The following is a 25,066-nucleotide window of genomic DNA, read 5'->3' on the forward strand; positions in this document are numbered from 1 at the left end:
GCCGCTCATCGGCAGGGGCTGAGGGGTCCTGCTGGGACGGCGGGCCCCGGTCTGAGGCCCGCCGTCAGCTCATCACGTCAGAGCGAGCGATGCCGCCCTGTCGTTCCAGTTCTGCGAACCGAAGCAGGTCCGCATGTCCGGGCAGTCGGTGCCGACGTGGGAGAGTGCGCTCTGTGGCAGGACGAAGTTCTGGTTTTCCCAGAACCGCACCCGGCAGTAATCAGCCGTGGCCCACGAACTGATCATCTTGTGCTGGACGAGGGTGGCCCGCTTCTTGTTCAGCTCGTTGTCATACGCCGTGGTGCACGTGGTCGGCGACGTGAAGATCGTGAGCAAGCCGTCTTCATCACGGTTGTAGTTGATGTGCTGGTAGGCGTAGAGAACGGGAACCGCCTCGCTTGCCGCCAGGTCGCGCTGGACCGCTTCGCTGCTGGTGTAGCACTCCTCCGTGCCGGTGGCCAGGTCCGTGACGCAGTACCGCGCCTCGTCCGCCGACGCCGCCGCCGCGGTACTGGTCAACGTCGCCAGCAGGACGAACAGTCCCGCCAGTAGTTGTTTCGTTCGCATCTTGCGTTTCCTCCCCCTTGAGGTGTTGATGACGGGAACGATGCGGGTGGGGTCGTGGGGATCTCTTGCAGGGTTTCTGCATTGCGCTGGTCAAGGGGGCGTTGGCGTGGCGATTGTGCGTTTGCTGGGGGAAGTGGGCGTTGAGATCGACGGGCAGCCGGTGGACCTGGGCGCGCCCAGACAGCGGTGCGTGCTGGCCGCGCTGGCGGTCGACGCCGGACGCGTCGTGCCGCTGGATCGGCTGGTCGAGCGGGTGTGGGGAACGGATGCGGCCCCGCGGGTGCGGGCCACGCTGCACAGCTACATCTCCCGGCTGCGCCGCGTGCTGCCCGGCGTGACCATCGAGCGCCGGTCCGGCGGCTACGCCCTGCTCACCTCGGCGGTGGACCTGCACCAGTTCCGCTCACTGCGCACCACCGCCGATGGCGCTCGCGACGACGAACGGGCCCGGCTGCTGGCCGAGGCGTTGGGGCACTGGCGAGGGCAGGCCCTGACCGGGATCGACGGGGAGTGGGCCGAGGCCGAACGCGAGCGGCTGGCGCGGGAGCAGCTGACCGCGCAGCACGACCTGACCGACGTGCGGCTACGGCTTGGCCGGGGTGGTGACCTGGTGGTCGAGCTGGCGGGGCGGGTCGCCGAACACCCGCTCGACGAACGCGTCGCGGGCCAGTACGTGCTGGCCCTGTACCAGGTCGGGCGCACTGCGGACGCGTTGGAGCACTACCGGTGCCTGAGGGAACGGCTGGTAGAGGAGCTGGGCACCGATCCTGGCGCGCCGCTGCAGGACCTGCACCGACGGATTCTGGCCGCCGATCCCGCGTTGTCCGCGAGGCCGCCGGCGACACCAGCAGCGACAGCGGTGGTGGCACCTGCTCAGCTGCCGTCGGCACCGGGTTTCTTCATCGGCCGCGTGTCCCAGCTGGCCGAACTCGACCGCGCGCTGACCGTCGACGGTTCCGGTGCGACGGTGGTGATCTCGGCGATCGGTGGCACGGGAGGCATCGGCAAGACCTGGCTCGCGTTGACCTGGGCGCACCGCAACCTGCACCACTTCCCCGACGGGCAACTGTCGGCGGACCTGCGTGGTTTCAGCCCCGGCGAGCCCAAGCAGGCGGCCGACGTGCTGGCTGACTTCCTCGCGGCGCTGGGCGTCGACCGCGACGATCAACCGTCCGCCCCCGACGCCCGCGCCGCGCTCTACCGCACCCACACCACCGGCAAGCGGATGCTGATCCTGCTGGACAACGCCGCCACCCCTGATCAGGTCGTGCCCCTGCTGCCCGGCAGCGCCACCTGCACCGTCGTGGTCACGAGCCGAAACCGGCTTCCGGCACTGCTCACCCGCCACGGCGCCCACCCGGTGCACGTCGACGTGCTCTCCGACGCCGAGGCCCGCGCGCTGTTCACCACCGCGCTCGGGAGCGGGGCACTCAGTGAGGCGGTCACCGAACTGATCGCTCTGTGCGGTGGGTTCCCCCTGGCACTCGGACTGATCGCCGCCCGCATCCGCACTCATCCCGATCTGCTCGACAACATCGTCACCGAATTGCGCGAGCTGGGCCTGGACATGTTCGACTCCGACGACCCCGACACGAGCCTGCCCGCCGTCCTGTCGTGGTCCCTGCGGAGTCTGACCGAGCAGCAACGCACCGTGTTCGCGTTGCTGGGCATCTCCCCAGGTCCGGACATCGACCTGCCTGCCGCTATCTCGCTGAGCGGGCTACCGGCGCGCGACGTGCACGCCGCGCTGCGCGGCCTGGCCGACGCCTCCCTGGTCACGCCCGTGCCCGGCGGCCGCCACTCGATGCACGACCTGGTCCGCGCCTACGCCGCCCGCACCGAACTCCCGCAACCCGTGCGGCAAGCGGCGCTGGACCGCGTGCTGGACTTCTACCTGCACACCGCCCACTCCGCCGAACGCCTGCTGAGTCCCCACAACCCGCCGGTCCAGCTCGACTCGCCCGCGCCCGGCGCGCTCCCGCAACCGTTGGACGACCACCGCGCGGCGTTGGCGTGGATGGACGCCAACCATCCCCATCTGCTGGCCGCCCAGCACTGCGCCGCCAGCGACCAGCGCCATCAGACCGTGTGGCAGCTGGCCTGGCCAATGACGACGTTCCACTGGTGGCGGGGTCACCGCCACGATCAGCTGGCCGTCTGGCTGGCCGCCGCGGACGCCGCCGCACACCTGCACGATCCCGCCAGCAGCATCACGGCCCACCGGCGCCTCGGGCAGGCCCATGCCGCGTTGGGGCAGCACGAGCAGTCCACCGAACATCTGCACCAGGCACTCGCGCTGGCCGAACGTCACCAGGACCGGTTGCAGCAGGCCCTCACCCTCCGGTCCCTGGCGTGGGCGTGGGAACAGCGCGGGGACGACCGACGGGCGCTGGAACAGGCGACCTGCGCCCTGGACCTCTTCCGCGCTTTGGACCTGCCGACGCGGGAGGCCGACGCGCTCAGCCTGGTGGGCTGGCTCGCCGCTCGGCTCGGCGACCACGACACCGCCCGCGAGCACTGCAGGGCCGCCCTCTTCCTGCACCACCGCCACGGGCACCGGGAGAACGTGGCGTCCACGCTGGACAGCCTGGGTTTCATCGAGCACCACAGCGGGCGGCACCACGAGGCGGTCGAGAACTACCAGCAGGCTCTCGCCATCTTCCGCGATCTCGACGACACCACGGAGATCGCAGACACCCTCGACCGCATCGGCCATCCGCTCGTGGCTCTCGGCAGACACGCTCCGGCTCGCGACGCCTGGCGGGAAGCGCTGGAGCTGTACCGGCAGCAGGGCAAGGACGACGGCGCCTCGCGAGTGCGTGAGCAACTCGACGACCTCGACGGTGCGAACATGCGCTACATCGGCAGGGGTTGAGCCTGGTAGAGGCCGCCACCCCGCTCCAGCGAACCGAAGTCGACGAGGTAGCGGCGGATGGTCACGTGGTCGACCTCTCCCCGGTCGCACCACGCCGCGAGCCGCTCGTTGATCTCCTTCTCCTCGTAGTACGTCCGCGGGTGAACGCCTTCGACGCGACGTGCTCGATGCTTGCGGCGCGTCTTGCACCGCCGGTGCAACTTCCGGCTCCGCTCCTGGTTGCCTGCCCTCGCGGGCAACAGGCGCTCGGCTGGGTCCGCTCAAGCGGGGAACGGTCTGCTCGAACAACTCCAGCGCCGCTGGGAAGTGGACGGCGGGTGGTCCCGGATCATGGAGGGACCGGACGAAGCCAGGTGGCCACCTGGGCATCGCGAACGAGTTCATCACTCGTGCTCCCACACTGCTCCCAACCTGCGCGAACGCTTGGGCACCCGGAGCCACCGAAGGGCACCTGACCAGCCTGAACGCGCTGGTGCGTCAGTAGACTCCCATCGTTGATCACTTAACGGATTCCTCAGTAGACGGTTGGCAAGGTGGTGGCATGAGCCCGCGAACAGGCCTCACCCGCGTGCTGGACGACCTGGGCACCACGCTGATCGACCTCGTGCGTGGTGATCCGGGCCGTGCCACCGACATCGGCGGCGTGGTGATCCACGACCCGGACGACGACCAGGTGCTGCCGCCGTCCGCGCTGGTGCTGGGCGTCGGCGTGCGCGAACCCGCTCCGCTCCTGGCCCTGCTGGGTCAGGCCGGGGCGGCCGCGCTGGTCGTGCGCGGGCCGATCGTCCTCACCGCGGAGCTCTCCGAGGCCGTCGACGGCTCCGGTGTGACCCTGCTGGGCCTGGCGCCGGGCGCGTCGTGGACCCAGCTCGCCGCGATGCTGCGGTCCCTGCTGGCCGAGGGCGAGGTCGACCCGTCCGAGACGCTCGGCGGCGTGCCTGCTGGGGACCTGTTCGCGCTGGCCAACGCGGTGGCGTCGCTGATCAGCGCCCCGGTGACGATCGAGGACCGCAGCTCGCGCGTGCTCGCGTTCTCGGGGCGCCAGGACGAGGCCGACTCCTCGCGCGTCGAGACCATCCTGGGCAGGAAGGTGCCTGCGCGCTACACGCAGATGCTGGAGGCGCGCGGGGTGTTCCAGCAGCTCTACCGCAGCGACCAGCCCGTCTACATCGAGGACCTGCCCGCCGAGGACGGCACGTTGTGCCTGCCCCGCCTCGCCGTGGCGGTGCGCGCGGGCGACGAGTTCCTCGGGTCGATCTGGGCCGCCGTCCGCGCGCCGCTGTCGCCGGACAGTGCCACCGCCTTCGGTGATGCGGCGAAGCTCGTGGCGTTGCACATGATGCGTCAGCGGGCGGGCGCCGACGTCGAACGGCGGCTGCGCGCGGACCTCGTGTCGACCGCGGTCGAGGGAGGCGCGGGCGCTACGGAGGCGGTGCGGCGGCTGGGACTCGCCGACCAGGCGTGCGTGGTGCTGGCGCTGGCGCTCGCCCACTCGCACGGTGACGACCCGGCCGCGCACGCCCGGCTGCTGGCTGAACGGCAGCAGGTCGCCGACGCGCTCGCCATGCACCTGACGGCCGTGCATCCCCGTGCCGCGGCCGCGTTGATCGGTGATGTCGCCTACGCGATCCTGCCCGCGGAGTCGGACGACCGGGCTTTGCGGATCGCCGCGGACTTCCGCAACCGCATCGGCAACCACGTGCTGGTGGGCGTCGGCGAGGTGTCCGACGGCCTGACGTTGTCGCGGTCGCGGGCCGGAGCCGACCTGGTGCTGCGGGTGTTGCGGGCCGGGCGCGCGTCACGGCCGGTGGCTCGGGTGTCCGATGTGCACAGTGAGGGGTTGCTGCTGGAGCTGTCGGACCTGATCGCCGAACGCGGTGACACGCTGACCGGGCCCGTCGCGCGGTTGATCGCGTACGACCGCAAGCACAGCGCGTGCCTGGTCGAGACGCTCGGCGCGTGGCTCGACGCCTTCGGTGACGTGGCCGCCGCGTCCGCCGCCGTTTTCGTGCACCCCAACACCTTCCGCTATCGGCTGCGGCGGCTGTCGGAGGTAGGGGAGATCGACCTCAGCGATCCGGACGCGCGGTTCGCGGCGATGCTGCAGCTCCGGTTGTGGCGGCCAGGTGGCGCCGCGCCAGGGCGATGAACTCCTCGGTCGACGGGTGCGCCGTCGCCGCCGGCCACGCCAGGTGCACGACGATCGGCTCGGCGTCGGTCAGCGGCAGGTAGGTCACGCCGGGGTGGGGGTGGTGGTGGCTGGTGCCGGCCGCCGTGACCCCGACCGTCGTGCCGGTCGCGATCGACGTGAGCCACTCGACCACGCCGGGAACGTCCACCGTGCGCGGGCGCGCTCCGGCCGGCCAGAGATCGGCACCGGTGGTCGCCGCCGTCTCGCACACCGCGACGCACTCGCCTGCGAGGTCGTCGAGCACCAGGGCGTCGCGGGCCGCAAGTGGGTGGTCGTCCGCCACCGCCGCGATCCGGGGTTCCTCGATGAGCGCCACGTGCCCCAGACCGGCGCCGGCGGGTTCGGTGCGCAGGACGGCCACGTCCGCCTCACCGCGCCGCAGTGCCGCCTCCGGGTCGTCGGCCTGGCGGATGCGCACGAGGACGTCGGGGTGCTCGGCGCGCCACTCGCGCAGGAACGGGATCGTGAACCGGCCGAGCGCGGCCCAGGCGAAGGTCAGCCGGATCGGCTGCGGCTGGGCGGCTTCGGCCAGGGCCGCGTCCAGTGACGTGAGGATGCGGTGGCTGTGCTCCCACAGGCGCAGACCGGGCTCGGTCAGGGCGACGTGCCTGGTCGTGCGTTCGACCAGCCGCACGCCGAGGCGTCGTTCCAGCTGCTCGAGCGTGCGGGAGAGCGCGGGCTGGGTGACGTGCAGCGCCTGGGCTGCCGCGGTGATCGAACGGTGGTCACCGATAGCGGCGAGTGCTCTCAGATGACGCAGCTCGACATTCATGACCACCGATCATAAGTGCTGCACGAACGGCATTTCTCACCTCACGAGACCGCACCTAGCGTCGACGGCATGAGAATCCTGCTCGTTGGAGCGACCGGCTTGCTGGGCACCGCGGTGCACGAGGTGCTCGTCAAACGCAAGCACGACGTCGTGACCGTCGCACGCACCGGAGGCGACCTGCAGTACGACGTCACCGACCCGGCCCAGGTGGCCGATCTCTACCGGACCGTCGGCCAGGTCGACGCCGTCGCGTCGGCCGCCGGGCACGTGCCGTTCAAGCCGTTCGGTGAGCTGACGATCGCGGACTACCAGGCCGGGGTGACCGGGAAGGTGCTCTCCCAGGTCGCGCTGGTCCGGGAAGGGCTCGCCCACGTGACGGAATCGTTCACGCTGATCACCGGCGTGCTGGCGCGCGAACCGATCGTCACCGGTGCCGCCGCGGCGCTGGCCAACGGCGCGGTCGAGGCGTTCGTGCGCGCCGCCGCCATCGAGATCGCCCCGAAGCGCGTCAACGCCGTCAGCCCGACGGTCTTCACCGAGGCGCTCGACGTGTACGGCGACTACTTCCCCGGCATGAAGCCCGTGCCGCTGGCCGACGTGGCGCAGGCCTACGTGCGGTCGATCGAGGGACGGCAGACCGGGCAGGTCTACGTGCCCTGAACCTGGAGCCTCCCGAGGAGGCGGTCCACGAGGTCGGGCAGCTCCTCCGCCCCGGCTCCCTCCAGCCACAGCGCGATGCCGATGCGGATCGTGGTGAGGAAGGTCGCCGCCATCAGCCGGGCGGCCTCCTCGTCCGGTTCGCGCAGGACGAGAACGGCGGCCAGGTCGCGTTCGAGCGTGACCTGGTCTCCTGCCTGACGTGCGAGCAGCGACGGGTGCCGGCGCAGCAGCCGGAGCTGGGCCATCCACTCGACGTCCGGCAGGGGCCGGGCGCGGTAGAGCTCGGCCGTGGACGCGCGCAGGGCCTGCCAGGCGCCTTCGCGGGCCGGACGCGCCTCGACCATGGCGACCAGCGCCCTGAGCCGCTCGCGGTCGGCGTCCAGCACGGCGTCTTCCTTGCTGGTGAAGTAGTTGGAGAACGTCCTGCGGGAGACCCCGGCCGCGTCCGCGATGTCCTCGACCGTCACCCCGTCCAGCCCGTGCTCCATGGCGAGCCTCAACGCCGCTCCGGCCAGCGACCGCCTGGTCACCGCCTTGTTCTGCTCCCGCCGCGTGGTGAGGGTCTCCATGCCGTTCAGCGTAGCGGGTGTAAGTTGCTCATTGCGCAAACTTGCACGGCGCGCAAGAATTGTGGTGACGAAGGGGCGGGACGTGAAGATCGAAACTCGGGCGATGGGGCACCGGCAGGTGCTGGAGTCGCTGTCCGGACTGCTGCTCGCGCTGTTCGTGGCCATGGTCAGCTCCACGGTGGTGTCCACCGCGCTGCCGCGGATCATCGGCTCGCTGAACGGCACGCAGACGCAGTACACCTGGGTGGTCACGGCCACCCTGCTCACGGCGACGGCCACCACCCCGCTCTGGGGCAGGCTCGCCGACCTGTTCAACAAGAAGACGCTGGTCCAGGCCGCGATCGTGATCTTCGTGATCGGCTCGCTGCTCGCCGGCTTCGCCCAGGACACCGGTCAGCTCATCGCCGCCCGCGCGTTCCAGGGCCTCGGCGTCGGCGGTCTGCAGGCACTGGTGCAGGTCGTGATCGCCGCGATCATCCCGCCGCGCGAACGCGGCCGCTACAACGGCTACCTCGGCGCGGTCATGGCCGTGGCGACGGTCGGCGGCCCGCTGCTCGGCGGTCTCATCGTCGACGTGTCGTGGCTCGGCTGGCGCTGGTGCTTCTGGGTCGCCGTGCCGATCGCCGCACTGGCATTCGTCGTGCTGCAGGCGACGCTGAAGCTGGAGACCGTGCGCCGGGAGAACGTGAAGATCGACTACCTCGGTGCCGCCCTGATCGCCGCCGGTGTGAGCGTGCTGCTGGTCTGGGTCTCGTTCGTCGGCAACTCGTTCGACTGGATCTCGTGGCAGACCGGCGCCATGGTCGGCGGTGGACTCGTGCTGCTGGGCGCGGCGATCGCCGTCGAGCTCCGGGTCGAGCAACCCGTCGTGCCGCTGCACATCGTCGTCCAGCGCACCCCGGCCCTGGCCATCATCGCGAGCCTCTCGGTGGGCATGGCGATGTTCGGCGGCGCGGTGTTCCTCGGCCAGTACTTCCAGATCGGCCGGGGCTACAGCCCCACCGAGGCCGGCCTGCTGACCATCCCGCTGATGGCGGGCGTGCTGCTGTCGTCCACGATCTCCGGCCGCCTGATCAGCCGGTCCGGCAAGATCAAGCCGTACATCGTCGCGGGCACGATCATCCTGGTGCTCGGCTTCCTCGGTCTCGGCTTCGTCGACCACGCCACCGCGCTGTGGATCGTCGGCGTCGCGATGGCCGTCGTGGGCATCGGCGTCGGCATGACGATGCAGAACCTCGTGCTCGCCGTGCAGAACAGCGTGCCGTTGAGCGAACTGGGCGCCGCTTCGGCGTCCGTGACGTTCTTCCGTTCGCTGGGCGGCACGATCGGCGTGTCGGTGCTCGGCGCCGTCCTCGCCAACCGCGTGACGGCGGACCTCTCCGCCGCGCTGCACGTGCCGGCGGGCCAGTCGACTGGCAGCACCAGCGCGCTGAACCTCTCCGCGCTGCCGCCCCAGGTGCAGACGATCGTGCACACCGTCTACGGCGACGCGACGGCGCACATCTTCCTGATCTCCGCCGCGGTCGGCGTCGTCGGCATCATCGCGGCACTGCTGCTCAAGCCGATCACGTTGCGCACGACGATCGATCTCGAGAAGAAAGAAGCAGACTCAGCGGTCGCACGATAACCGAGGAGCAACCATGGGCGCCGGCCTGCACAACGTCTTTCAGTCCACAGTGGACTGCTTCGGTCCCGCTCCCCTGCCGTCCTCGCGGACCATCATGGTGGGGATCGACGGCACCGACACCGCCATGCGCGCGGCCGCCGCGGCGTTCGGCCTGGCCCGCCGCCAGGGAGCCCGCCTGGTCGTCACGTTCGTGGCGTGCCAGTCGTCCCTGGCGGCGCTGAGCCCCGCCGTCGCCTCGGTCTTCGAGCACGAGGCGACGGCCCGGCTGCACGCCGAACTGAGCGACCAGGTCCGGTCGCTGGCCGAGGAGCTCGACGTGCCGGTGACGTTCGCGAAGGCGTTCGGCGACCCGTACACGGTGCTGCGCGACTCGGCGGACCAGTGCCAGGCCGACATGGTGGTCGTCGGGGCGTCGCAGCAGGCGGGGCACCGGTTCGCCGGGTCGGTGGCGACGCGGCTGATCAGGTCGGGTCACTGGCCGGTTCTCGTGGTGCCCTGACCTCAGACCTCGGACGACGCGAAGCCCGCGCTCGCCTGCGCGAGGGGCAGCCGGTCACGCTTCGCCCGTGAGGTGGATCGGCTCGGTTCGCGGTCGTGGGCAGCCTGAGATCGGCGCGCAGGTCCGGGCGCTGATCAACACCTTGGAACGCACGTTGGGCACTAGATCGCGGCGGTCGAGTCCCGAACGACCAGAGTCGTCGCCAGCTCCAGGTGCAACGCCTCCGGCTGGTGGCCGTCCAGCACGCGCATCAGCTGGGTGACGGCGATCCTTCCCATCTCCTGCAACGGTTGCCGCACCGTCGTGAGCCTGGGATCGGTCGCCTCGGCCAGGTCGATGTCGTCGAATCCGGCCACCGACAGGTCTTCCGGCACGCGCAGCCCTCGTTCCCGCGCGGCCTGCAACGTGCCGACGGCGACCTTGTCGTTGAAGCAGACGACGGCGGTGGGGCGGGGGTCCAGGTCGAGCAACTCCGCCGCGGCGCGCTTGCCGTGCGCCGTCGTGGCCTCCACGTGCCGCAGCCGTTCCGGTGTCAGCAGAACCCCCGCCTTGGCCAGCGCCGCACGGTGGCCCGCCAGGCGCGCGTCGCCCGCCAGCCACTCCTCGGGTCCGGCGATCACGGCGATGTCGCGGTGGCCGAGGCCGATCAGGTGGTCCGCGACGGCCCGCGCCCCGGACGAGTGCGCGGCCGAGACCGCGGCGATGTCCGGCGGTGGCGGGGTGCGGGGGTCGACCACGACGAACGGGAAGCCCGACTCGGACAACGCGACGAGCTCGTCGCCCTCCTCCGGCGGCAGGATGAGGATCGCGGCGTCGACGCCGGGTTCGCGCGGCAACGCCTTGAGCGCGTCGCTGTGCTGGCCCGACTCCCCCGCGTCCAGCAGCATGCGCAGGCCGTGCAGCTTCAGCGTCTCGGCGATCGAGGAGACGATCAGGCCGAAGTAGTCGGTGAGCACGTACGGGCACCGGACGTAGACGGTCCTGAGCCTCGCGGGCGTCTCCTGCCGGCGCCGTTCCACGGCCTGGAGCACCAGGTCACGGGTCCGCGGCGCCACGTTGACGTGATCGTTCAGCACGCGGGACACGGTCGCGACCGACACGCCTGTCTCCGCCGCGATGTCACGCAGACTCGCGCGCTGTTTCACGTGTTCGATCTTGCGTTCCACCAGGTCAATGTACCGGAAATCCTCCAGACCATTGACCGTCACCACGACCCGGTGTTTCATCCTGGAAGCCGATGTTTCACACTGATGATTGGGTGTTACATGAGACGAACCGCGATCGCGGCCCTGCTGGTGGGGCTCACCGCTGTCCCGGCTGCGGAGGCGTCCGGCGCGCCTCAGGTGCGGGTGTGGGTGACCACGCCTGATCGCGCGGAGCTGATGCACGAACGGCCGCGCGTCACGTTCGGCACCGGCGAGTCGGCGCATCCGACGATCGTGGTCGACCCCGGCCGCCGCTACCAGGAGGTCGACGGCTTCGGCGCGTCCATCACGGACTCGTCCGCCGAACTGCTCGCGGGCCTCGCCCCGGCCGTCCGCGCCGAGACCATGCGCAAGCTCTTCGACCCGGTGCACGGCATCGGGGTCAGCTTCCTGCGCCAGCCCGTCGGCTCGTCCGACTTCACGGCCGCGGCCGAGCACTACACCTACGACGACGTGCCGGCCGGGCAGACCGACTTCCCGCTCCGGCACTTCAGCATCCGTCACGACGAGGCGAAGATCCTTCCCTTGTTGCGCGAGGCGAAGCGCCTCAACCCGCGTCTGAAGGTCATGGCCACGCCGTGGAGCCCGCCGGCGTGGATGAAGGACAACGACTCGCTCGTCGGCGGCAGGCTCAAGGACGACCCGAAGGTCTACGACGCCTACGCGCGGTACCTCGTGAAGTTCGTGCAGGCGTACGCGAGGGCCGGTGTGCCGGTCGACTTCCTGTCCGTGCAGAACGAGCCGCAGAACCGCACGCCCGACGCCTACCCCGGCACGGACATGCCCGTCGCGGCGCAGATCGAGGTGATCGAGGCGCTCGGCCCGAAGCTCAAGCTCGCCAGCCCGCGCACCAGGATCCTGGGCTACGACCACAACTGGGCCACTCACCCCAACGACGGCACGGCGGAAGCCGACTACCCGTACCAGATCCTGAACAGCGGGGCCGCGAAGTGGCTCGCCGGCACCGCGTACCACTGCTACTACGGCGACCCGAGCGCGCAGACCGCGTTGCGCGAGGCCTTCCCGGACAAGGGGATCTGGTTCACTGAGTGCTCGGGTTCCAAGGGCGCCACCGACCCGCCCGCCAAGGTCTTCAGCGACACCCTGCGCTGGCACGCCCGCAACGTCGTCCTCGGCACCACCCGCAACTGGGCGCGGAGCGCGGTGAACTGGAACATCGCGCTCGACAGCACCGGCGGCCCGCACAACGGCGGCTGCGGCACCTGCACCGGCCTCGTCACCGTGCGGCCGGACGGGTCGGTCGTCACCGACGCCGAGTACTACACGATCGGCCACCTCTCGAAGTTCGTGAAGCCCGGCGCGCGCCGCATCGCCAGCACGTCGTTCGGCACCACCGGCTGGAACGGCCAGATCATGGACGCCGCGTTCCGCAACCCGGACGGGTCCACGGCCCTGGTGGTGCACAACCAGCACGACGACCCGCGTTCGTTCGCCGTCAACGCCGGTGACCGCACGTTCGAGTACACCCTGCCCGGCGGCGCGCTGGCGACGTTCACCTGGACCAGCCAGCTCCGCAGCAGGCTCGACGCCGTGTCGCTGAAGGGCGCCACCGCCACTCCCGACGGTGCGCTCGCGATCGACGACGACGCGTCGACCCGCTGGTCCAACGGCGGGGCCCAGGTTCCCGGTCAGTTCCTGCAGGTCGATCTGGGGCGCCGCAAGGACTTCCGCCGCGTGGCCGTGGACTCCGGTGGCAACCTCGGCGACTACGCCCGCGACTGGGAGCTCTCGGTCAGCGACGACGGCACGAGCTGGCACGCCATCGCGTCCGGCGCGGGCGTGGGCCAGCTGACCACCGTCGACGTCCGCCGCACGAGCGCGCGGTACGTCCGCATCACCTCCACCGGTGCCGCGAGCAACTGGTGGAGCATCGCCGACTTCCGTTTGTACAACTGAAAACCTGCTATCGGGCGCCCAAACCCCTGCAAGGAGCGCTTATGTCAAAGGCGACACAACGCTGGCGCGGCATCGCGATCGCGGCCGTCGTGGTGACGGCGGGAAGCACACTGGTCTCCCCCGCCGCCACCGCGGCGACCAACGCGAGCGTGTGGCTGACCACCGCCGACAAGTCGAACGCACTGACCAGGAAGGCGGACGTGACGTTCGGCTCGGGTGGCACCGGGTCGACGATCACCGTGAACCCGAACTCCACCTACCAGTCGATGGTGGGCTTCGGTGCGTCGTTCACGGACGCGGCGGCGTGGAACATCTTCAACTCACCGCGCCGCAACGAGATCATGACCAACCTGTTCGACAAGAACACCGGCATCGGCATGAGCTTCCTCCGCCAGCCGATCGGCGCGACCGACTTCTCCAGGAGCTTCTACACCTACAACGACGGCGCGGCGGACCCGTCGCTGTCGCGGTTCTCGATCGACCACGACAGGCCGTACATCCTGCCGCTGTTGCAGCAGGCCAAGCAGATCAACCCGCAGCTCGCCGTGATGGCGACGCCGTGGAGCGCGCCGGCCTGGATGAAGAACAACAACAACCTCATCCGGGGTTCGCTCGACGACAGCCGCATCGGGGTCTACGCCGACTACCTGGTCAAGTTCGCCCAGGCGTACAAGGCCGCGGGCATCCCGATCGACTACATGAGCGTGCAGAACGAGCCGCTCTTCGAGCCGCCGGGTTATCCGGGCATGTACATGTCGCCGCAGCAGCAGGTCAACGTCATCAACACCCTGGTGCCGAAGCTGCGCGCCGCCGGCGAGCAGGCCCGTCTGCTGGGTTACGACCACAACTGGGACAACGTCGACTACGCGCAGACCGTCAACAACGGCGCGGGCGGCAACGTGATCGGGTCCGCGTGGCACTGCTACGGCGGTGACCCCGGCCGGCAGTCCGTCGTGAAGAACAACCAGCCCGGCAAGGACGTCTTCTTCACCGAGTGCTCCGGCACGAGGTCGGCCGACGACGCCGCGACGTTCCGCGACACGTTGCGCTGGCAGGGCATGAACCTGGCGATCGGTGCCACGCGCAACCACGCGCGGACCGTCGCCATCTGGAACATGGCGCTGGACCAGAACAACGGTCCGGTGATCGGCAGCTGCACCAACTGCACGGGCGTCGTCACGACCAACGGCGGGAACGTCACCTACAACGCCGAGTACTACGTCCTCGGCCACCTGTCGAAGTTCGTGCAGCCCGGTGCCGTCCGCATCGACTCGACCGGCTTCGGCGAGGGTGGCGTGCAGAACGTCGCCTTCCGCAACCCGAACGGCCAGATCGTGCTGGTCGCCCTGAACACGGGCGGGCAGCAGGACTTCCGCGTCTCGTACAACGGCCAGACGTTCGGCTACCACCTCCCGGCCGGCGCGATGGCGACGTTCACGTGGCCCGGCACGCTCGACCCCGGCCAGCCCGGCGGGCGCACCGGCGCCATCACGGGCCTGAGCGGCAAGTGCCTCGACGTCACCGACGGCTCGACCGCGAACGGCACCCTGCCGCAGATGTGGACCTGCTTCGGCGGCCCGAACCAGACGTGGACCCTGCAGGCGGACGGCACCGTGCGCGGCCTCGGCAAGTGCCTCGACGTGACCGGCAACGGGACGGCGGACGGTGCGCCGGTCCAGCTCTGGGACTGCTTCGGCGGGCCCAACCAGAGGTGGACGGCCTCCGGCGGCACGTTGGTGAACGTCGGCAGCAACAAGTGCCTGGACGTCATCGGCAACAACACTGCCGACGGCGCGAAGCTGCAGATCTGGTCCTGCACGGGCGGGGCCAACCAGCGGTGGACCGTGCCCGCGTGACCGAGCGGAAGGCCGGTGTCCGGCACACCGGCCTTCCCGTTCCGGTGCTTGAGGCCGGGCGGCGCGGGTAACCGCGAGACATGACCGATCCCGTCAACCCGGAAGCACCCCACTCGCCGGGCACCCCGAGCCTCGACGACCTGGAGACCGAGGAGCCCGAAGTCACGCAGGAGACGACCGACGACAAGAGCGAGCCGCCGGACTGAGCGCGGCCGGCATGGCCGGCCGTCCAGTGGATACCCCCGGTCCATGAACAACGAGGAACTCCGGCGCTTCGTCCTCGATCGGCTGACCGAGGACGAACAGCGCCTGGCACGAGACGAGTTGCCGCTGCTCGACGAGGCCGAGGGCCGGGGCAGGCTGCGCATCACGCGCTCCGACGACGGCTCCGGCCTGCTCCTGCTGCCCGGTCCGATCCAGGCGGCGGAGGAACGGAACCCCGTGCCGTTCCCCGAGAAGCTCACCCAGCTCCGCACCGAGGTCGAGAACAGCGAAGACGGGGCGTTGCTGCGCCTGCTCGCCGAGGCCTACGACACCCACCACGACTGGCAGGAGGAATGGCGATGAGCACGCCGGAACCCGACCGCGTGACGGCGGAGAGCGAACTGGAGGACGCCGACATCGGCGGCGAGCACACCAGACCCACCTACGCCGACGAGAACCCCGGCGGACCGCACCGGGGACGCGACGAGTCAGAGCCTCACGACGAGGGCGGCATGGACCAGTAGGGCGTCACGCGCGGGCCGGTACGACGGCCCGCCTGCCGGGCAGGAACCCGCGCGCCGCGGTGAGCATCATCCGCGCTTCCATGAGCTCGCCGTACTCCAGGTGCTCATCGGCGGCGGCGACGTGCTCCAACGCCCGCGCGGGCACGTCCGGTGCGTTCATCACGGCTTGCGCCAGGCACTTCCGCGCCTGCTCCGCCTGCTCGGCGAGATCCGCTCCGGCCGTGGTGCGCAGGAGGACGAGCGCGTCGCAGATGGCCCGGTCGAATGCGTTGGTGTTCATGTGCTCCGCCTTGCCGACAGTCGGGATCAGGGCGCGCCGACTGCTTGACGCGCCACCGGCTACCCGCGCCGTCCAGCGGCCAAACCACCGATCGGCAGCTTTTCGAGCGCGGCTACGACAGGACGTTGGCGCGCTGCACCGGCACGAAGGCGGCGAAGTCGCGGTTGACCTGCTCCCGCACCTGCTCCTGGTGCAGCACGCGGTCGACCCACGCGGCCACCGCGGCCGGCGCCGGGCGCGGGTCACCGTCGAGCCTGGCCACGTCCACCAGCTCGCCCAGCCGGTCCTCGACCGCCACCGACCAGCCGCTCTGCTCGTGCCACACCAGAGCCACGTAGTGATCGGGGAAGTCGGGCAGGCGCCCGTCCAGCGCCACGTACGCACTAACCCGCGGCGTCATCTCGACGCACGAGCTGTCGCCGCGCAGTCCGAGCTCGGAGACGACGTCGCGGACGTAGCGCTGGACCTCCAGCGCCGCCGAGTCGTCGAAGTCGATGTCGAAGGGAAAGTCGAAGCCGAAGTCGATCGTCATGTCGCGGTCCATGCGAGCCGTGCCTCCGTCAGCCGTACACACCCAGTCATGCCCAGGTCGGATACCCACGCGGGGTGTCGGCCAAACGCTTCTCAGAACGTTCGTACGGTGAGGTGTCGGATCAGGCCCTGGTCCGCCGCGCCGCGAGTTCGCCGTTGAAGTCGCTCTACCAGTAGCACGTCACCTCATTCGCGCCGTGCTTCAACCGCCCGCGGGGCGCTTTCGTGCGGCATGACAGTACGAAAGGGGCCCGCGTGCGGCGCGGAACAGCAGGAGAGCTCTACCTCGCGGAAGCAGGCGCGTCCGGAGGGTGTGGTCTGCCAAGATCGTCGGCATGGACGCGGGACGAGCGCAGTTCGGGTACTTCCTGGACCCGCGGGCGCGGGCGGACGGGCGCACCGTGCTCGACGTCGGCGACGCGGAGGTGGCACCGGCCGCGGTCGCGGAGGCGCTCGTCGTGCTGTACCGCGCCGAAGAAGACCTGGACCAGGTGACCATCGCCGTCGGCGGCCGGCCGATCGGTGCCTGCACGCGCGCGTGGTTCGCGCGGCGGTCCGGCGAGCCGCTGCACCGGCTGGGCGAGTCCGACCGGGCCGCGCAGCCCGGCGTCTCCACCCGGTTCGAGCTGCTTCGCTTCGCCTGCCCTCAGTGCGACCGGCGGGCGGTGCGCCTCACCTACGACGACCGGGATCTGCCCGGCTGTCCGGAGCACGGGGCGATGGAGTTGCGGGCATGAAGTTCGAACAGCTCGCCCGCCCGCTCAACGACGCGATGTCGGGCCGGTTCGTCCTGGTGAACTACCTGCCCACGGCGGCGGGCGCGGTCTGCGTGCTCGTGCTGGTGTGGGCGGGCGCTCCCGGTCCGCGGCTGGACTTCGGCGCGGCCTGGCGCACCGCGGGCAAGGTCGGTGCCGGCGAGGTGTTCGTCCTCGTTCTCGCGGTGACGCTGCTCTCCCTGCTCGTGCAACCGTTGCAGCTCGCGCTCGTCCGGTTGCTGGAGGGGGCGTGGCCGCGCTTCACCGCGGGGCCGTTCCGCTGGTGGCAGCGGAAGCGGCGGGCGCGACTGGCTCGCTCGGCGGAGGTCTCGTCGGAGGAGCCCGCCGAGGTGCAACGGGCCGGGCAGTCCGCCGACCTGCTGCGCCGGCGGTTCCCGCACGCCGAACACCTCGTGCGGCCGACCGCGCTGGGCAACGTGCTGACGGCGATGGAGGACCAGGCCGGTCGCCCGTACGGGCTCGACGCCGTGGTGGTGTGGCCGCGGCTGTACCCGGTGCTGGGCGAGCAGGTGCGCGCGGTGGTCGCGGACCGGCGCGACAGCATGGACCTCGCGGCCCGGTTGTCGGTCACGCTCGGTCTGACGGCGGTGGTCAGCGCGGCGCTGCTGCACCGGACGGGCTGGTGGTTGCTGCTGCCGCTCGGGCTGCTGCTCGCGGCACGGCTGGCCTATCGCGGGTGCGTGCAGGCGGCGCTGGCGTACGGCGAGGCGGTCGAGGCCGCGTTCGACCTGCACCGGTTCGACCTGTACCAGGCGCTGCACCTGCCGTTGCCCGCCGACATCGAGGCCGAGAAGCAGGACAACCGGCGGCTGTCGGCGTTCTGGCGGCAGGGCACGCCTGTGAAGTTCGAGTACCGGCACGAGGCACCGGAGGATCAGGGCCCCGAGTGAAACCACTGGGCCCACCGCATCGGGTCGTACGGGTCTTCCTCGCGTGCCGACAGAGTCGCTTCGTGCACCGCGACCGCCGTGCGCGCCGGATCCAGTCCCGTGCCGTCGTTCAGCCGCGCGTACACCGCCGCCGTGAACTCCGCCGCGGACTGGTCCTCGACCGACCAGAGCGTGCCCACGACGTGCCGGAAACCCGCCGCCTGGAAGCCCGCCGCCACGTGCAGCGCCTCGTCGGGCAGGTCCACCGCGCCCACGCCGGTGCGGCACGCCGACAGGAACGCCAGGTGCGCGCCGCCCGGCACGGCGGCGATCGCGGCGAGGCCGAGCCTGCCGTCGTGCAGCACGATGCCGGACTCGACCGGATCGACGAGACTCTGGGTGGCGTGGCAGGCGAAGTGTGCGACGTCGTGCTCCGCAAGAGCGGCCGTGACAGCCGCAAGTGTCGCTTCTGATCCTCTCAGGACAGTGGGAGTGGTGACCTGCCGGACCGCACGGACCTCGTCGTCCACTCCCAGCAACGCCGGCAGCCCGTGCGCTTCCGGCACGGCCACCACGAGAACGCGGCGACAGGGCCGTTCCAGGCCTTCGCGCGCGAACATCCGCAGGCTGCCCGCGTAGGACGACACCACCCGGTCCAGCACCGATTCGCCACCGAGGGCGCCGGCCGCGTGCAACGGCAGCACCGACAGCAGCCTCGTCGGGCTCCACCAGATCCGGGACGGCAGCGGGCCGAGCGCGTCCAGCACGGGCGACACGACCGTCCGCCACAGCCAGTCGAGCGTCTCCCGCACCTGGCCGACCAGCGTGGCCTTCTCCGGCAACGGCAGCGAGCACGACTCCAGTCTCGCCTGGGCGCCCAGGAACACGTGGGCCCGCGCGGCCACCTCGGCGTGGTCCAGTTCTGCCAGCGGAACCGCGCGCACTCCTCCAGGACCGGCCAGCAGCGCGTCGCAGCGGTACCGGCTGACGTTGATCACGACGACGGTCCGGTCGCCGACGTCCAGCGACACCTCTCCCCCGCCCGACAGGAGCAGGCGGCTCCGCTCGACCAGGTCGAGCGCGCGGTCCGGCCTGCCCGCCGACACCGCCCACGCCGCGGCGTCGTTGCCCAGCGACTGCCAGCTGCCGAGCAGTTCCCCCGCGGCGAGCCGGGGCAGCAGGTCGACCACGCCGCCGAAGCCGGCCAGTGCCGCCTCCGCGTCCCCGATCTCCGCCCCCAGTCGGCCCAGCCGCATCGCCGACCCGCTGCGTTCGGTCACCGGCGCCGGAGTGTGGTCCACGGCCGCGCGCAGGGCGGTCACGGCGTCGCCGCGATCCCGGGGATGGTGCGTGCGGGCGAACCTGTCCAGCAACGACGAGGCCAGACTCCCCAGCATCCACGCGCGTTCGGGTGCTCCCTCCGCGCACCGCTCCAGCGCTTCCCGTTGCACCCCGACGGCCTCGTTCAGCAACGCGGGATCGTTGCGGCGCTCGGCGTTCACGCGGAGAGCCTCGCCCAGGTTGCACAGCCGCACAGGGGTCGGCGCCGTCTCGACGGCCTCGCGCAGGAGCGTGACGGCCTCGTCCAGATCCGCGAGCCTGCCGCGCCGGACCAGCGCCACGGCCAGTCCCGACAACGCCTCGCCCCGGTTCACCGCTCCCGGCAACGCGGCTCGCTGCAGGTCCACCGCCTCGTCCACGTTCTCCGGGCCCTGGAACGCCAGCGCCGCCGCGAGGTTCGACAGCCACGACGACCGCTCCGGGTAGTCCTCCGGCGCGCGGGCCACGACCTCACGCAGATGCCGCACCGCCTCCTCCACGTCCGCGCGGACGCGCAGGTGCTCGAACCGGCGCAGCAGAGCCAGCCCCAGCGTGGCCTGGTCCGTCACGTGGACGCCCATGCCTTCGGCCTCGCGGGCGTGCGCGACGGCGTCGTCCAGGTCCGCCACGTCGCCCCGCTTCTCGAACCGCGCGCCGAAGGCGCTGCTCAGCACCGACAGCGCCCGCGCCCGCCAGGGCCCCTCGACGTTCGCGGAACGCAGCATCCCGATCGCCTCGTCGGGGTGGCCGGCCAGGCACAGCAGATCCGCCAGCGCCACCACGTGCATGGGCCGATCGGGGTGGTCGGCGGGCATCCGGGCGACGATCGCCCGCCGCACGTCGAGCACCTTCTCCGGCTCGCGGGACGGCAGCACGCCGACGTACCGCACGAGCAACTCCAGTCCGGGCTCAGGGCTCACCTCCATCGCCCTGGACAGCACCGCGTACGTCTCGTCGGCGTCCGTCAGGCCCCTGCCCAGCGCGAGCAGGTAGTCGGGCAGGGCCGGGTCGTCGTCCGCGGTCCGGGACACCAGTGCGCGCAACGACTCCACGGCCTCGCCGGGCGGCGAGATCCTGGTCCGGGCGTCCAGCACCGCACCGAACGCGTACGTGCGGGCATCACGCAGCGGGTCGTCCTCGGGCGTCAGCGCGAGCACGCGGCGGGCGGTGGCGACCGCTTCCTCCAGCAGCCACACCCGGTCCGGCCGGGCGAGGAACTGCCGGTACACCAGCGAGACGAACGCGTCGAGCAACCGGGGATCGGGCCGCACCGCGATCCGGGCGCGCAGGTGGTCGACCGTCGAGTCCAGCACCTCCTGGTCACCGGACGCGTCGAACCGCGCGGCGACCTGGCGCGCCCACTCGGCGACGACCTGCACGGTGTCGAGCCCGGCGACCTCTCCCCCGGACTTCAGCCCGACGGTGATCTGGTCGGGGTGGTCGAAGCCGGCGGCCTGCGCCAGGGAGCGGCTGTACAGGTAGTCGCCCTCGCACTTCCCCTTCGGCAGCACGGTGTACCTGCACCAGTGCACCAGCGCCACGACCGCGACCGCCTCGCGGTCGAGCACCTCGTCCCCGCCGGGGCCGGTCCGCAGCGCGACCTGGATGACCGCCTGGGCCTCGTCGACCGCGGCGTCCTCCAGCAGGGGACCCGGATCGCCGCCCGCGGTGAACCGCCAGAGCCGTTCCGCCAGACGCGCCAACGGTTCCACCGGCATCCCCCGATCGGCACTCCCGCACGCACGAGAACTGGTTACATGATCCCATGCCGGAGGAGCTGGAACGCTGGCGCGAGAAGGTCCGCGACGCCGGGCTGGGCTTCGCCGACGACCCGATCACGCTGGCGCTGACGCTGGCGTTGCCCGCCCTGTTCCCCTTCCGCGACAGGCGATCGGCCGAAGCGCTGCTCACCGCGCTGCCGGGTTTCGCCGCCCGGAGGTACGACGTCCACCGCACCGCCGAAGTGCTCGCGCCGGCGGAGCCGGGCGACGAGCTGGTGCGCGAAGCGTTGAACGCCTACGGGGAAGCGGACAGGGGCGCCGACGTGCTGGCCGACGCCCTGCGCGCCGTCGCTCCGGCCGACCGCCCGCACGCACTGGAAGCACTGTTCCGGCTCTGCGGGACGGGAGACGTCGCCGCGCAGGCCGCCGATCTGGCTCTGTCACAGGCTTTGACGGACACCCCGGACGACTACCTGCCCGCACTGGCGCGGGCGTCGGCGTCGGTCACCGACACCGCACGGCTCATCGCGCTGCTGCGACAGGCCTTTCCGGTCGTGAGCGACGAGACGGCCCTCGACACCTATCTCAGCCTGCCCCGGCACGACACCCGGCTGGCTTCTGCCGCCGCCGAGGTCGCGCTGGACCTCATCACCCGCCGAGGTGAGGCCACCGAACCCGATCCGGAGCACGAGCCCTCCGCCCTGATCGACATCGAGCTCGCCGTCCGGATGCTCGACGGCCATCGGCCGGACGACGCCGCCGCGTTCGCCCTTCGTGCCGCCGGGAACGCCGGTCCACCGGAGCTGCGAGTCAGGGCGCTGGTCGTGCTGTGCCAGGCGTCCGCGGCTCTCGGCCACCACTGGTACGCCCGGCAGAAGGCGGACGAGGCCGTGGCCATCGCTCGTGGCCTGGGCCACGAGATCCTCCTCTTCGACGCGCTGCAATGCGTCGTCACGAGCAACGACGCCGTGCAGGACCACGCCAGGGCCGCCGCCGTGTCGCTCGAAGTCCTCGAACTCTCCCGCGAACTACAACCCAGCGACCAGGCCGCCGCACTGGGCCTCGCGTGCGCGGTGCACACCGGGGAGCCCGGCCGCGCGGCCGAGTTCGCCGCCGAGTCGGTCGCGCTGTTGCGCGAGCTGGCCGACCGCGACCCCGCCCGGCACCTCCCGCGCTACGTCGCCGCCCTCGACATCCACGCGACCGCGCTGGACCGGGCCGGCCAGGACGCGTTCGACGTCGGCCAGCAGGCGCTGCTGCTGATCCAGGACCTGCACCGGCAGGACCCGGACTCGTACGGCCCGCAGTACGCCCAGGTCGTGCTGAACTTCTCGAACCGCCTGGCCGCCCGCGGTGATCACGCCAACGCGCTGGAGGGCTACCTCACCGCGACCCGCGTGCTGTACGCGCTGGTGCAGCGGTTCCCATCCGCCTACGCCGCCAAGTGCGCCACCGCCACGGGAGCGCTGGCCCTCTGCTTCGCCGACCTGCACCGCTGGAGCGAGGCCGAGAACGCGATCCGGGGGACGATCACGCTCCAACGCGGCTGCGTCCGCGAATCGCAGACGTGGGTGATTCCCGACCTGCTCGGCTCACTGCGGTTCCTGAAGCTCTGTCTCAGCCGCGCCCGGCGGTTCGCGGAACTTCCGGCCCTGGAGGCGGAACAACAGGCACTGCAACGGCTGCACGAGCGCTACCGGACGCTCAGCGAGTCAGCTGCTCCGCCTCCGCCTGACTGAGCCGCGGATGTGGTTCGGTGCCGGCGGACTCCGCTGCGGAGATCACCCACCCGGGTTCGTCCTGCCACCGCCCCAGCAAGTCGGACGGCACCCAGCCGGAGCCCTGCGAGGCCTCCTCGACGCTTCCGGTGAGACGCAGCAACGCGACCCGGCCCTGCTCGTCACGGATCTCGACGAAGCGGGGTTCCGTCGAGGTGATCTTGCGCGTGACGCGCTGGAGGCCGGACCTGGTGAGCGGCAGGGTGATCAGCTCCCGCGGCTTGCCCGTGCGCAGCCACTGGCCTTCGCGCAGGAACATCTCCCACCGCTCGGAGCCGTCAGCGGGGACGCGGAGGAGCGAGTACGCGTCGTCGAGGTTCGTGACCCCGCGCAGCCGCCGGAAGACGGCGAAGTAGAAGTGGCCGCCGATGGGCTGGGCGGCGCGGCGGGCGTTGCGGACGCGCAGGCGCGCGGCGAGGTCGTCCCGCTCGGACCTGTCGAGCGGCACGGAGAACTCGTGCCGGGGCTTGAGCTTCGGCACGACGTCGTACGCCGAGTCGAGGTCGAGGACGTCGCTCAGCCGGTGGAAAACCGCGTACCCGGCGGTCTCCTCCGCCCGCGGCCGGTTCCGCCGGCGCAGGGTGAGGCGCGCCATCGTCTCGACGACGCTCGCCATGGACGTCCGCACGGCGGTCATGCGGGGTTCGCGGGTGGCCTGGTCGAGCAGTCGTGACGGTTGCGGCTCCGGCTCACCGGTGAAGGCCAGCTCAGCGAGCTCACCCTCCGGGTCGTCCACCACCTTGGTGACCGCGGCCACCGGCAGGCCGTCCACCAGGACGACGTGGTGGGAACAGCCGCGGTCCCACTGCGCGTCGACCAGCCGCTTGACGTACGCCGCCTCGGTGAGGCTCAGCGCGATGTACTCCTCGTGCGCGTCGTGACCGGAGTCGATGCGGTGGAGCTTGTCGCTGGGCTCCCACGTCTCGTGCCCGGCGTACTCCTCCTCGACCTGGCCCTCCGGCCGGCGGATCAAGCGGTCCACAGTGGTCAGATCGAGCACACCGAGGGCCTGCTTGAACGACGCGTAGTACTTGTAGTCGGTCAGCTCCGACTCGTACGCCCGCGCACGGATCGTCTTGGTCATCTCGACCAGGAACCCGTTGGCCTGACCGGCGTTCGCGTCACGGGCCTGCCAGTCCGGTTCGGACGGAACGCGGCTCAGCAGATCCGACGGCTCCCAGCGCAGGTCGTGCGTGAAGGCTTCCTCGGCCTCACCGGTCAGCCGCACGACGGCGAGCGGAAGCCGTTGCCCGTCAACGTGAATGACGACGTAACGGACGTTCGGATCTTCTTCGCTGGCGCAGTAGTCCCCCATATCCCGGACACTCTACCGCTGCAACAGCGTCCGAACGGCCACCGTGGCCCACGCGGCCACCAACGCGCCGTACAACACCACGGCCACCCCAGAGAACATCACCGACGGCACCTGGACCGCGAGCGCGCTCGTACCGGTCACCAGCGTGCCGAGCGGGAACACGAAACTCCACCACGTCAGGGCGAACGGCAGCCCGCGCCGCGCGGTCCGCACGGTGACGGCCGCCGCGAGCGCGACCCACAGCAGGGCGAACCCCCACGTGATCGTGCCGTACAACACGCCGAACGCGGTCTGACCCGGCACCACGTGCACGCCCGCGAGCAGGTTCGCCGCGGTGATCGACTGACCCAGCGGCCCGAGCACGATCCACAGCGTCGGCACGGCCGAGGCGGCACCCAGGCCGTGCTGCACCAGCCGCTGCCAGATCTGCGGCACGATCACCATCGTCGCGAACAGGCTGACGCCGAACAGCGCGTAGCAGCCGAGCACCATCGCCTGCCGCGACGAGCCCTCCGGCAGGTGCTGCGCCAGCAGGGCACCGGAGGCGGCGGACACCATCGGCGGCACCACGGGCATCAGCCATCCGGCGAACGCGCGTTCGCCGCTGCCGATCATCCGCAGCGGCACCAGCACGGACGTCGCCAGCCCGAGCACCGTGCCGAGCGTCCACAGTGTCCAGTCGACGGTCAGTGCGGCGGGCAGCCCGATCCAGTCCTTCCCGAGCAGCAGCGCTCCGGTGCCGACGGTCATCAGCGCCATCGGCGGCGCGCCCCAGAACTGGGCCATCACGGGGTCGGCGAGCTGGGCGCGCACCGTCGTCCACGTCCAGCGCCGCAGGGCGGCGGCCACGAGGAAGGCCAGCAGCGTGGCGTCCAGCGCCCACACGTACGTGGCGGCGGTGTGCAGGCCGGGCATCGAGGCACCGGCCGTGGCGACGATCCCCGTCCCCATCACGGACGCGAAGAGGTTCGGGCCGAAGGGCGCCGCTCGTCGCACCTCTGGGGCACGGT

Annotated in this window: 23 protein-coding genes; 13 read left to right on the forward strand and 10 right to left on the reverse strand. The window is 71.2% G+C overall.

Annotation, left to right across the window (positions count from 1 at the left end; translation table 11 throughout):
- Positions 1 to 72: 72 nt before the first annotated feature.
- Complete coding sequence (locus tag AB0M48_RS01805; RefSeq protein ID WP_363835325.1) at positions 73 to 567, reverse strand: hypothetical protein; 495 nt, start codon at positions 565 to 567, stop codon at positions 73 to 75.
- A gap of 106 nt (positions 568 to 673) precedes the next feature.
- Here AB0M48_RS01805 and AB0M48_RS01810 point away from each other — a divergent pair, with 106 nt between their 5' ends.
- Positions 674 to 3,442 (forward strand): BTAD domain-containing putative transcriptional regulator, encoded by a 2,769-nt coding sequence (locus AB0M48_RS01810; protein ID WP_363835327.1) that lies wholly within the window; start codon positions 674 to 676, stop codon positions 3,440 to 3,442.
- On the opposite strand, the gene AB0M48_RS01815 is transcribed toward AB0M48_RS01810, so the two are convergent.
- Complete coding sequence (locus AB0M48_RS01815) at positions 3,424 to 3,681, reverse strand: DUF2087 domain-containing protein (RefSeq protein ID WP_363835329.1); 258 nt, start codon at positions 3,679 to 3,681, stop codon at positions 3,424 to 3,426. The genes AB0M48_RS01810 and AB0M48_RS01815 overlap by 19 nt on opposite strands.
- Before the next feature lie 302 nt (positions 3,682 to 3,983).
- Here AB0M48_RS01815 and AB0M48_RS01820 point away from each other — a divergent pair, with 302 nt between their 5' ends.
- Positions 3,984 to 5,591, forward strand: coding sequence for a helix-turn-helix domain-containing protein (locus tag AB0M48_RS01820; RefSeq protein WP_363835331.1), 1,608 nt, complete (start codon positions 3,984 to 3,986; stop codon positions 5,589 to 5,591).
- On the opposite strand, the gene AB0M48_RS01825 is transcribed toward AB0M48_RS01820, so the two are convergent.
- On the reverse strand, positions 5,512 to 6,405 hold the full coding sequence (locus tag AB0M48_RS01825) for a LysR family transcriptional regulator (RefSeq protein WP_363835334.1): 894 nt from the start codon (positions 6,403 to 6,405) through the stop codon (positions 5,512 to 5,514). The genes AB0M48_RS01820 and AB0M48_RS01825 overlap by 80 nt on opposite strands.
- A gap of 69 nt (positions 6,406 to 6,474) precedes the next feature.
- Here AB0M48_RS01825 and AB0M48_RS01830 point away from each other — a divergent pair, with 69 nt between their 5' ends.
- Complete coding sequence (locus tag AB0M48_RS01830) at positions 6,475 to 7,065, forward strand: short chain dehydrogenase (protein WP_363835336.1); 591 nt, start codon at positions 6,475 to 6,477, stop codon at positions 7,063 to 7,065.
- Here AB0M48_RS01830 and AB0M48_RS01835 read toward each other — a convergent pair.
- The gene (locus AB0M48_RS01835; protein ID WP_363835338.1) at positions 7,053 to 7,634 is read right to left on the reverse strand and encodes a helix-turn-helix domain-containing protein; all 582 of its coding nucleotides are present in this window, start codon (positions 7,632 to 7,634) and stop codon (positions 7,053 to 7,055) included. The genes AB0M48_RS01830 and AB0M48_RS01835 overlap by 13 nt on opposite strands.
- Positions 7,635 to 7,737: 103 nt before the next feature.
- Here AB0M48_RS01835 and AB0M48_RS01840 point away from each other — a divergent pair, with 103 nt between their 5' ends.
- Both AB0M48_RS01840 and AB0M48_RS01845 read left to right on the forward strand, forming a co-directional pair.
- A complete protein-coding gene (locus tag AB0M48_RS01840; RefSeq protein ID WP_363835889.1) occupies positions 7,738 to 9,261 on the forward strand; it encodes an MDR family MFS transporter in 1,524 nt (507 codons plus the stop codon).
- A gap of 13 nt (positions 9,262 to 9,274) precedes the next feature.
- Complete coding sequence (locus AB0M48_RS01845) at positions 9,275 to 9,760, forward strand: universal stress protein (protein ID WP_363835341.1); 486 nt, start codon at positions 9,275 to 9,277, stop codon at positions 9,758 to 9,760.
- Between the two features lie 161 nt (positions 9,761 to 9,921).
- Here the strand turns inward: AB0M48_RS01845 and AB0M48_RS01850 are convergent, their stop codons facing one another.
- Positions 9,922 to 10,926: a LacI family DNA-binding transcriptional regulator gene (locus AB0M48_RS01850; protein WP_363835344.1), complete on the reverse strand. Its 1,005-nt coding sequence runs from the start codon at positions 10,924 to 10,926 to the stop codon at positions 9,922 to 9,924.
- Positions 10,927 to 11,025: 99 nt separating this feature from the next.
- Between AB0M48_RS01850 and AB0M48_RS01855 the strand changes: the two genes are divergently transcribed.
- The 5 genes from AB0M48_RS01855 (at position 11,026) to AB0M48_RS01875 (ending at position 15,466) form a co-directional block, all read left to right on the forward strand.
- Positions 11,026 to 12,882, forward strand: a complete 1,857-nt coding sequence (locus tag AB0M48_RS01855; protein ID WP_363835346.1) for a discoidin domain-containing protein — start codon at positions 11,026 to 11,028, stop codon at positions 12,880 to 12,882.
- A gap of 41 nt (positions 12,883 to 12,923) precedes the next feature.
- Positions 12,924 to 14,738: a ricin-type beta-trefoil lectin domain protein gene (locus tag AB0M48_RS01860; protein ID WP_363835348.1), complete on the forward strand. Its 1,815-nt coding sequence runs from the start codon at positions 12,924 to 12,926 to the stop codon at positions 14,736 to 14,738.
- Between the two features lie 80 nt (positions 14,739 to 14,818).
- Positions 14,819 to 14,944 carry a hypothetical protein gene (locus AB0M48_RS01865; protein WP_363835350.1) on the forward strand — a complete coding sequence of 42 codons (126 nt, stop codon included), beginning with the start codon at positions 14,819 to 14,821 and terminating at the stop codon, positions 14,942 to 14,944.
- Between the two features lie 43 nt (positions 14,945 to 14,987).
- Positions 14,988 to 15,305 carry a hypothetical protein gene (locus AB0M48_RS01870; protein ID WP_363835353.1) on the forward strand — a complete coding sequence of 106 codons (318 nt, stop codon included), beginning with the start codon at positions 14,988 to 14,990 and terminating at the stop codon, positions 15,303 to 15,305.
- Entirely contained in the window at positions 15,302 to 15,466 is a 165-nt protein-coding gene (locus AB0M48_RS01875; RefSeq protein WP_319983973.1) for a hypothetical protein, read from the forward strand. Before AB0M48_RS01870 ends, AB0M48_RS01875 begins: the two co-directional genes overlap by 4 nt.
- Positions 15,467 to 15,470: 4 nt before the next feature.
- Here the strand turns inward: AB0M48_RS01875 and AB0M48_RS01880 are convergent, their stop codons facing one another.
- Together AB0M48_RS01880 and AB0M48_RS01885 are read right to left on the reverse strand one after the other, a co-directional pair.
- Entirely contained in the window at positions 15,471 to 15,746 is a 276-nt protein-coding gene (locus AB0M48_RS01880) for a hypothetical protein (protein WP_363835356.1), read from the reverse strand.
- A gap of 112 nt (positions 15,747 to 15,858) precedes the next feature.
- Positions 15,859 to 16,278 (reverse strand): DUF6292 family protein, encoded by a 420-nt coding sequence (locus AB0M48_RS01885; RefSeq protein WP_363835359.1) that lies wholly within the window; start codon positions 16,276 to 16,278, stop codon positions 15,859 to 15,861.
- Between the two features lie 334 nt (positions 16,279 to 16,612).
- Here AB0M48_RS01885 and AB0M48_RS01890 point away from each other — a divergent pair, with 334 nt between their 5' ends.
- Both AB0M48_RS01890 and AB0M48_RS01895 read left to right on the forward strand, forming a co-directional pair.
- On the forward strand, positions 16,613 to 17,014 hold the full coding sequence (locus AB0M48_RS01890) for a hypothetical protein (RefSeq protein ID WP_363835361.1): 402 nt from the start codon (positions 16,613 to 16,615) through the stop codon (positions 17,012 to 17,014).
- Entirely contained in the window at positions 17,011 to 17,943 is a 933-nt protein-coding gene (locus tag AB0M48_RS01895) for a hypothetical protein (RefSeq protein WP_363835364.1), read from the forward strand. Before AB0M48_RS01890 ends, AB0M48_RS01895 begins: the two co-directional genes overlap by 4 nt.
- Here AB0M48_RS01895 and AB0M48_RS01900 read toward each other — a convergent pair.
- Positions 17,928 to 20,954 (reverse strand): CHAT domain-containing protein, encoded by a 3,027-nt coding sequence (locus AB0M48_RS01900; protein WP_363835366.1) that lies wholly within the window; start codon positions 20,952 to 20,954, stop codon positions 17,928 to 17,930. The two genes, AB0M48_RS01895 and AB0M48_RS01900, sit on opposite strands and share 16 nt — an antisense overlap.
- 53 nt (positions 20,955 to 21,007) lie before the next feature.
- Here AB0M48_RS01900 and AB0M48_RS01905 point away from each other — a divergent pair, with 53 nt between their 5' ends.
- Entirely contained in the window at positions 21,008 to 22,702 is a 1,695-nt protein-coding gene (locus AB0M48_RS01905) for a hypothetical protein (protein WP_363835369.1), read from the forward strand.
- Here the strand turns inward: AB0M48_RS01905 and AB0M48_RS01910 are convergent.
- Positions 22,668 to 24,056, reverse strand: a complete 1,389-nt coding sequence (locus tag AB0M48_RS01910; RefSeq protein ID WP_363835371.1) for a hypothetical protein — start codon at positions 24,054 to 24,056, stop codon at positions 22,668 to 22,670. The two genes, AB0M48_RS01905 and AB0M48_RS01910, sit on opposite strands and share 35 nt — an antisense overlap.
- Positions 24,057 to 24,068: 12 nt before the next feature.
- On the reverse strand, positions 24,069 to 25,052 hold the full coding sequence (locus AB0M48_RS01915; RefSeq protein ID WP_363835373.1) for a TDT family transporter: 984 nt from the start codon (positions 25,050 to 25,052) through the stop codon (positions 24,069 to 24,071).
- Between the last annotated feature and the right edge of the window lie 14 nt (positions 25,053 to 25,066).

The organism is Lentzea sp. NPDC051208 (assembly GCF_040682435.1).
In the GTDB taxonomy this organism is placed as follows: Bacteria; Actinomycetota; Actinomycetes; order Mycobacteriales; family Pseudonocardiaceae; genus Lentzea; species Lentzea kristufekii.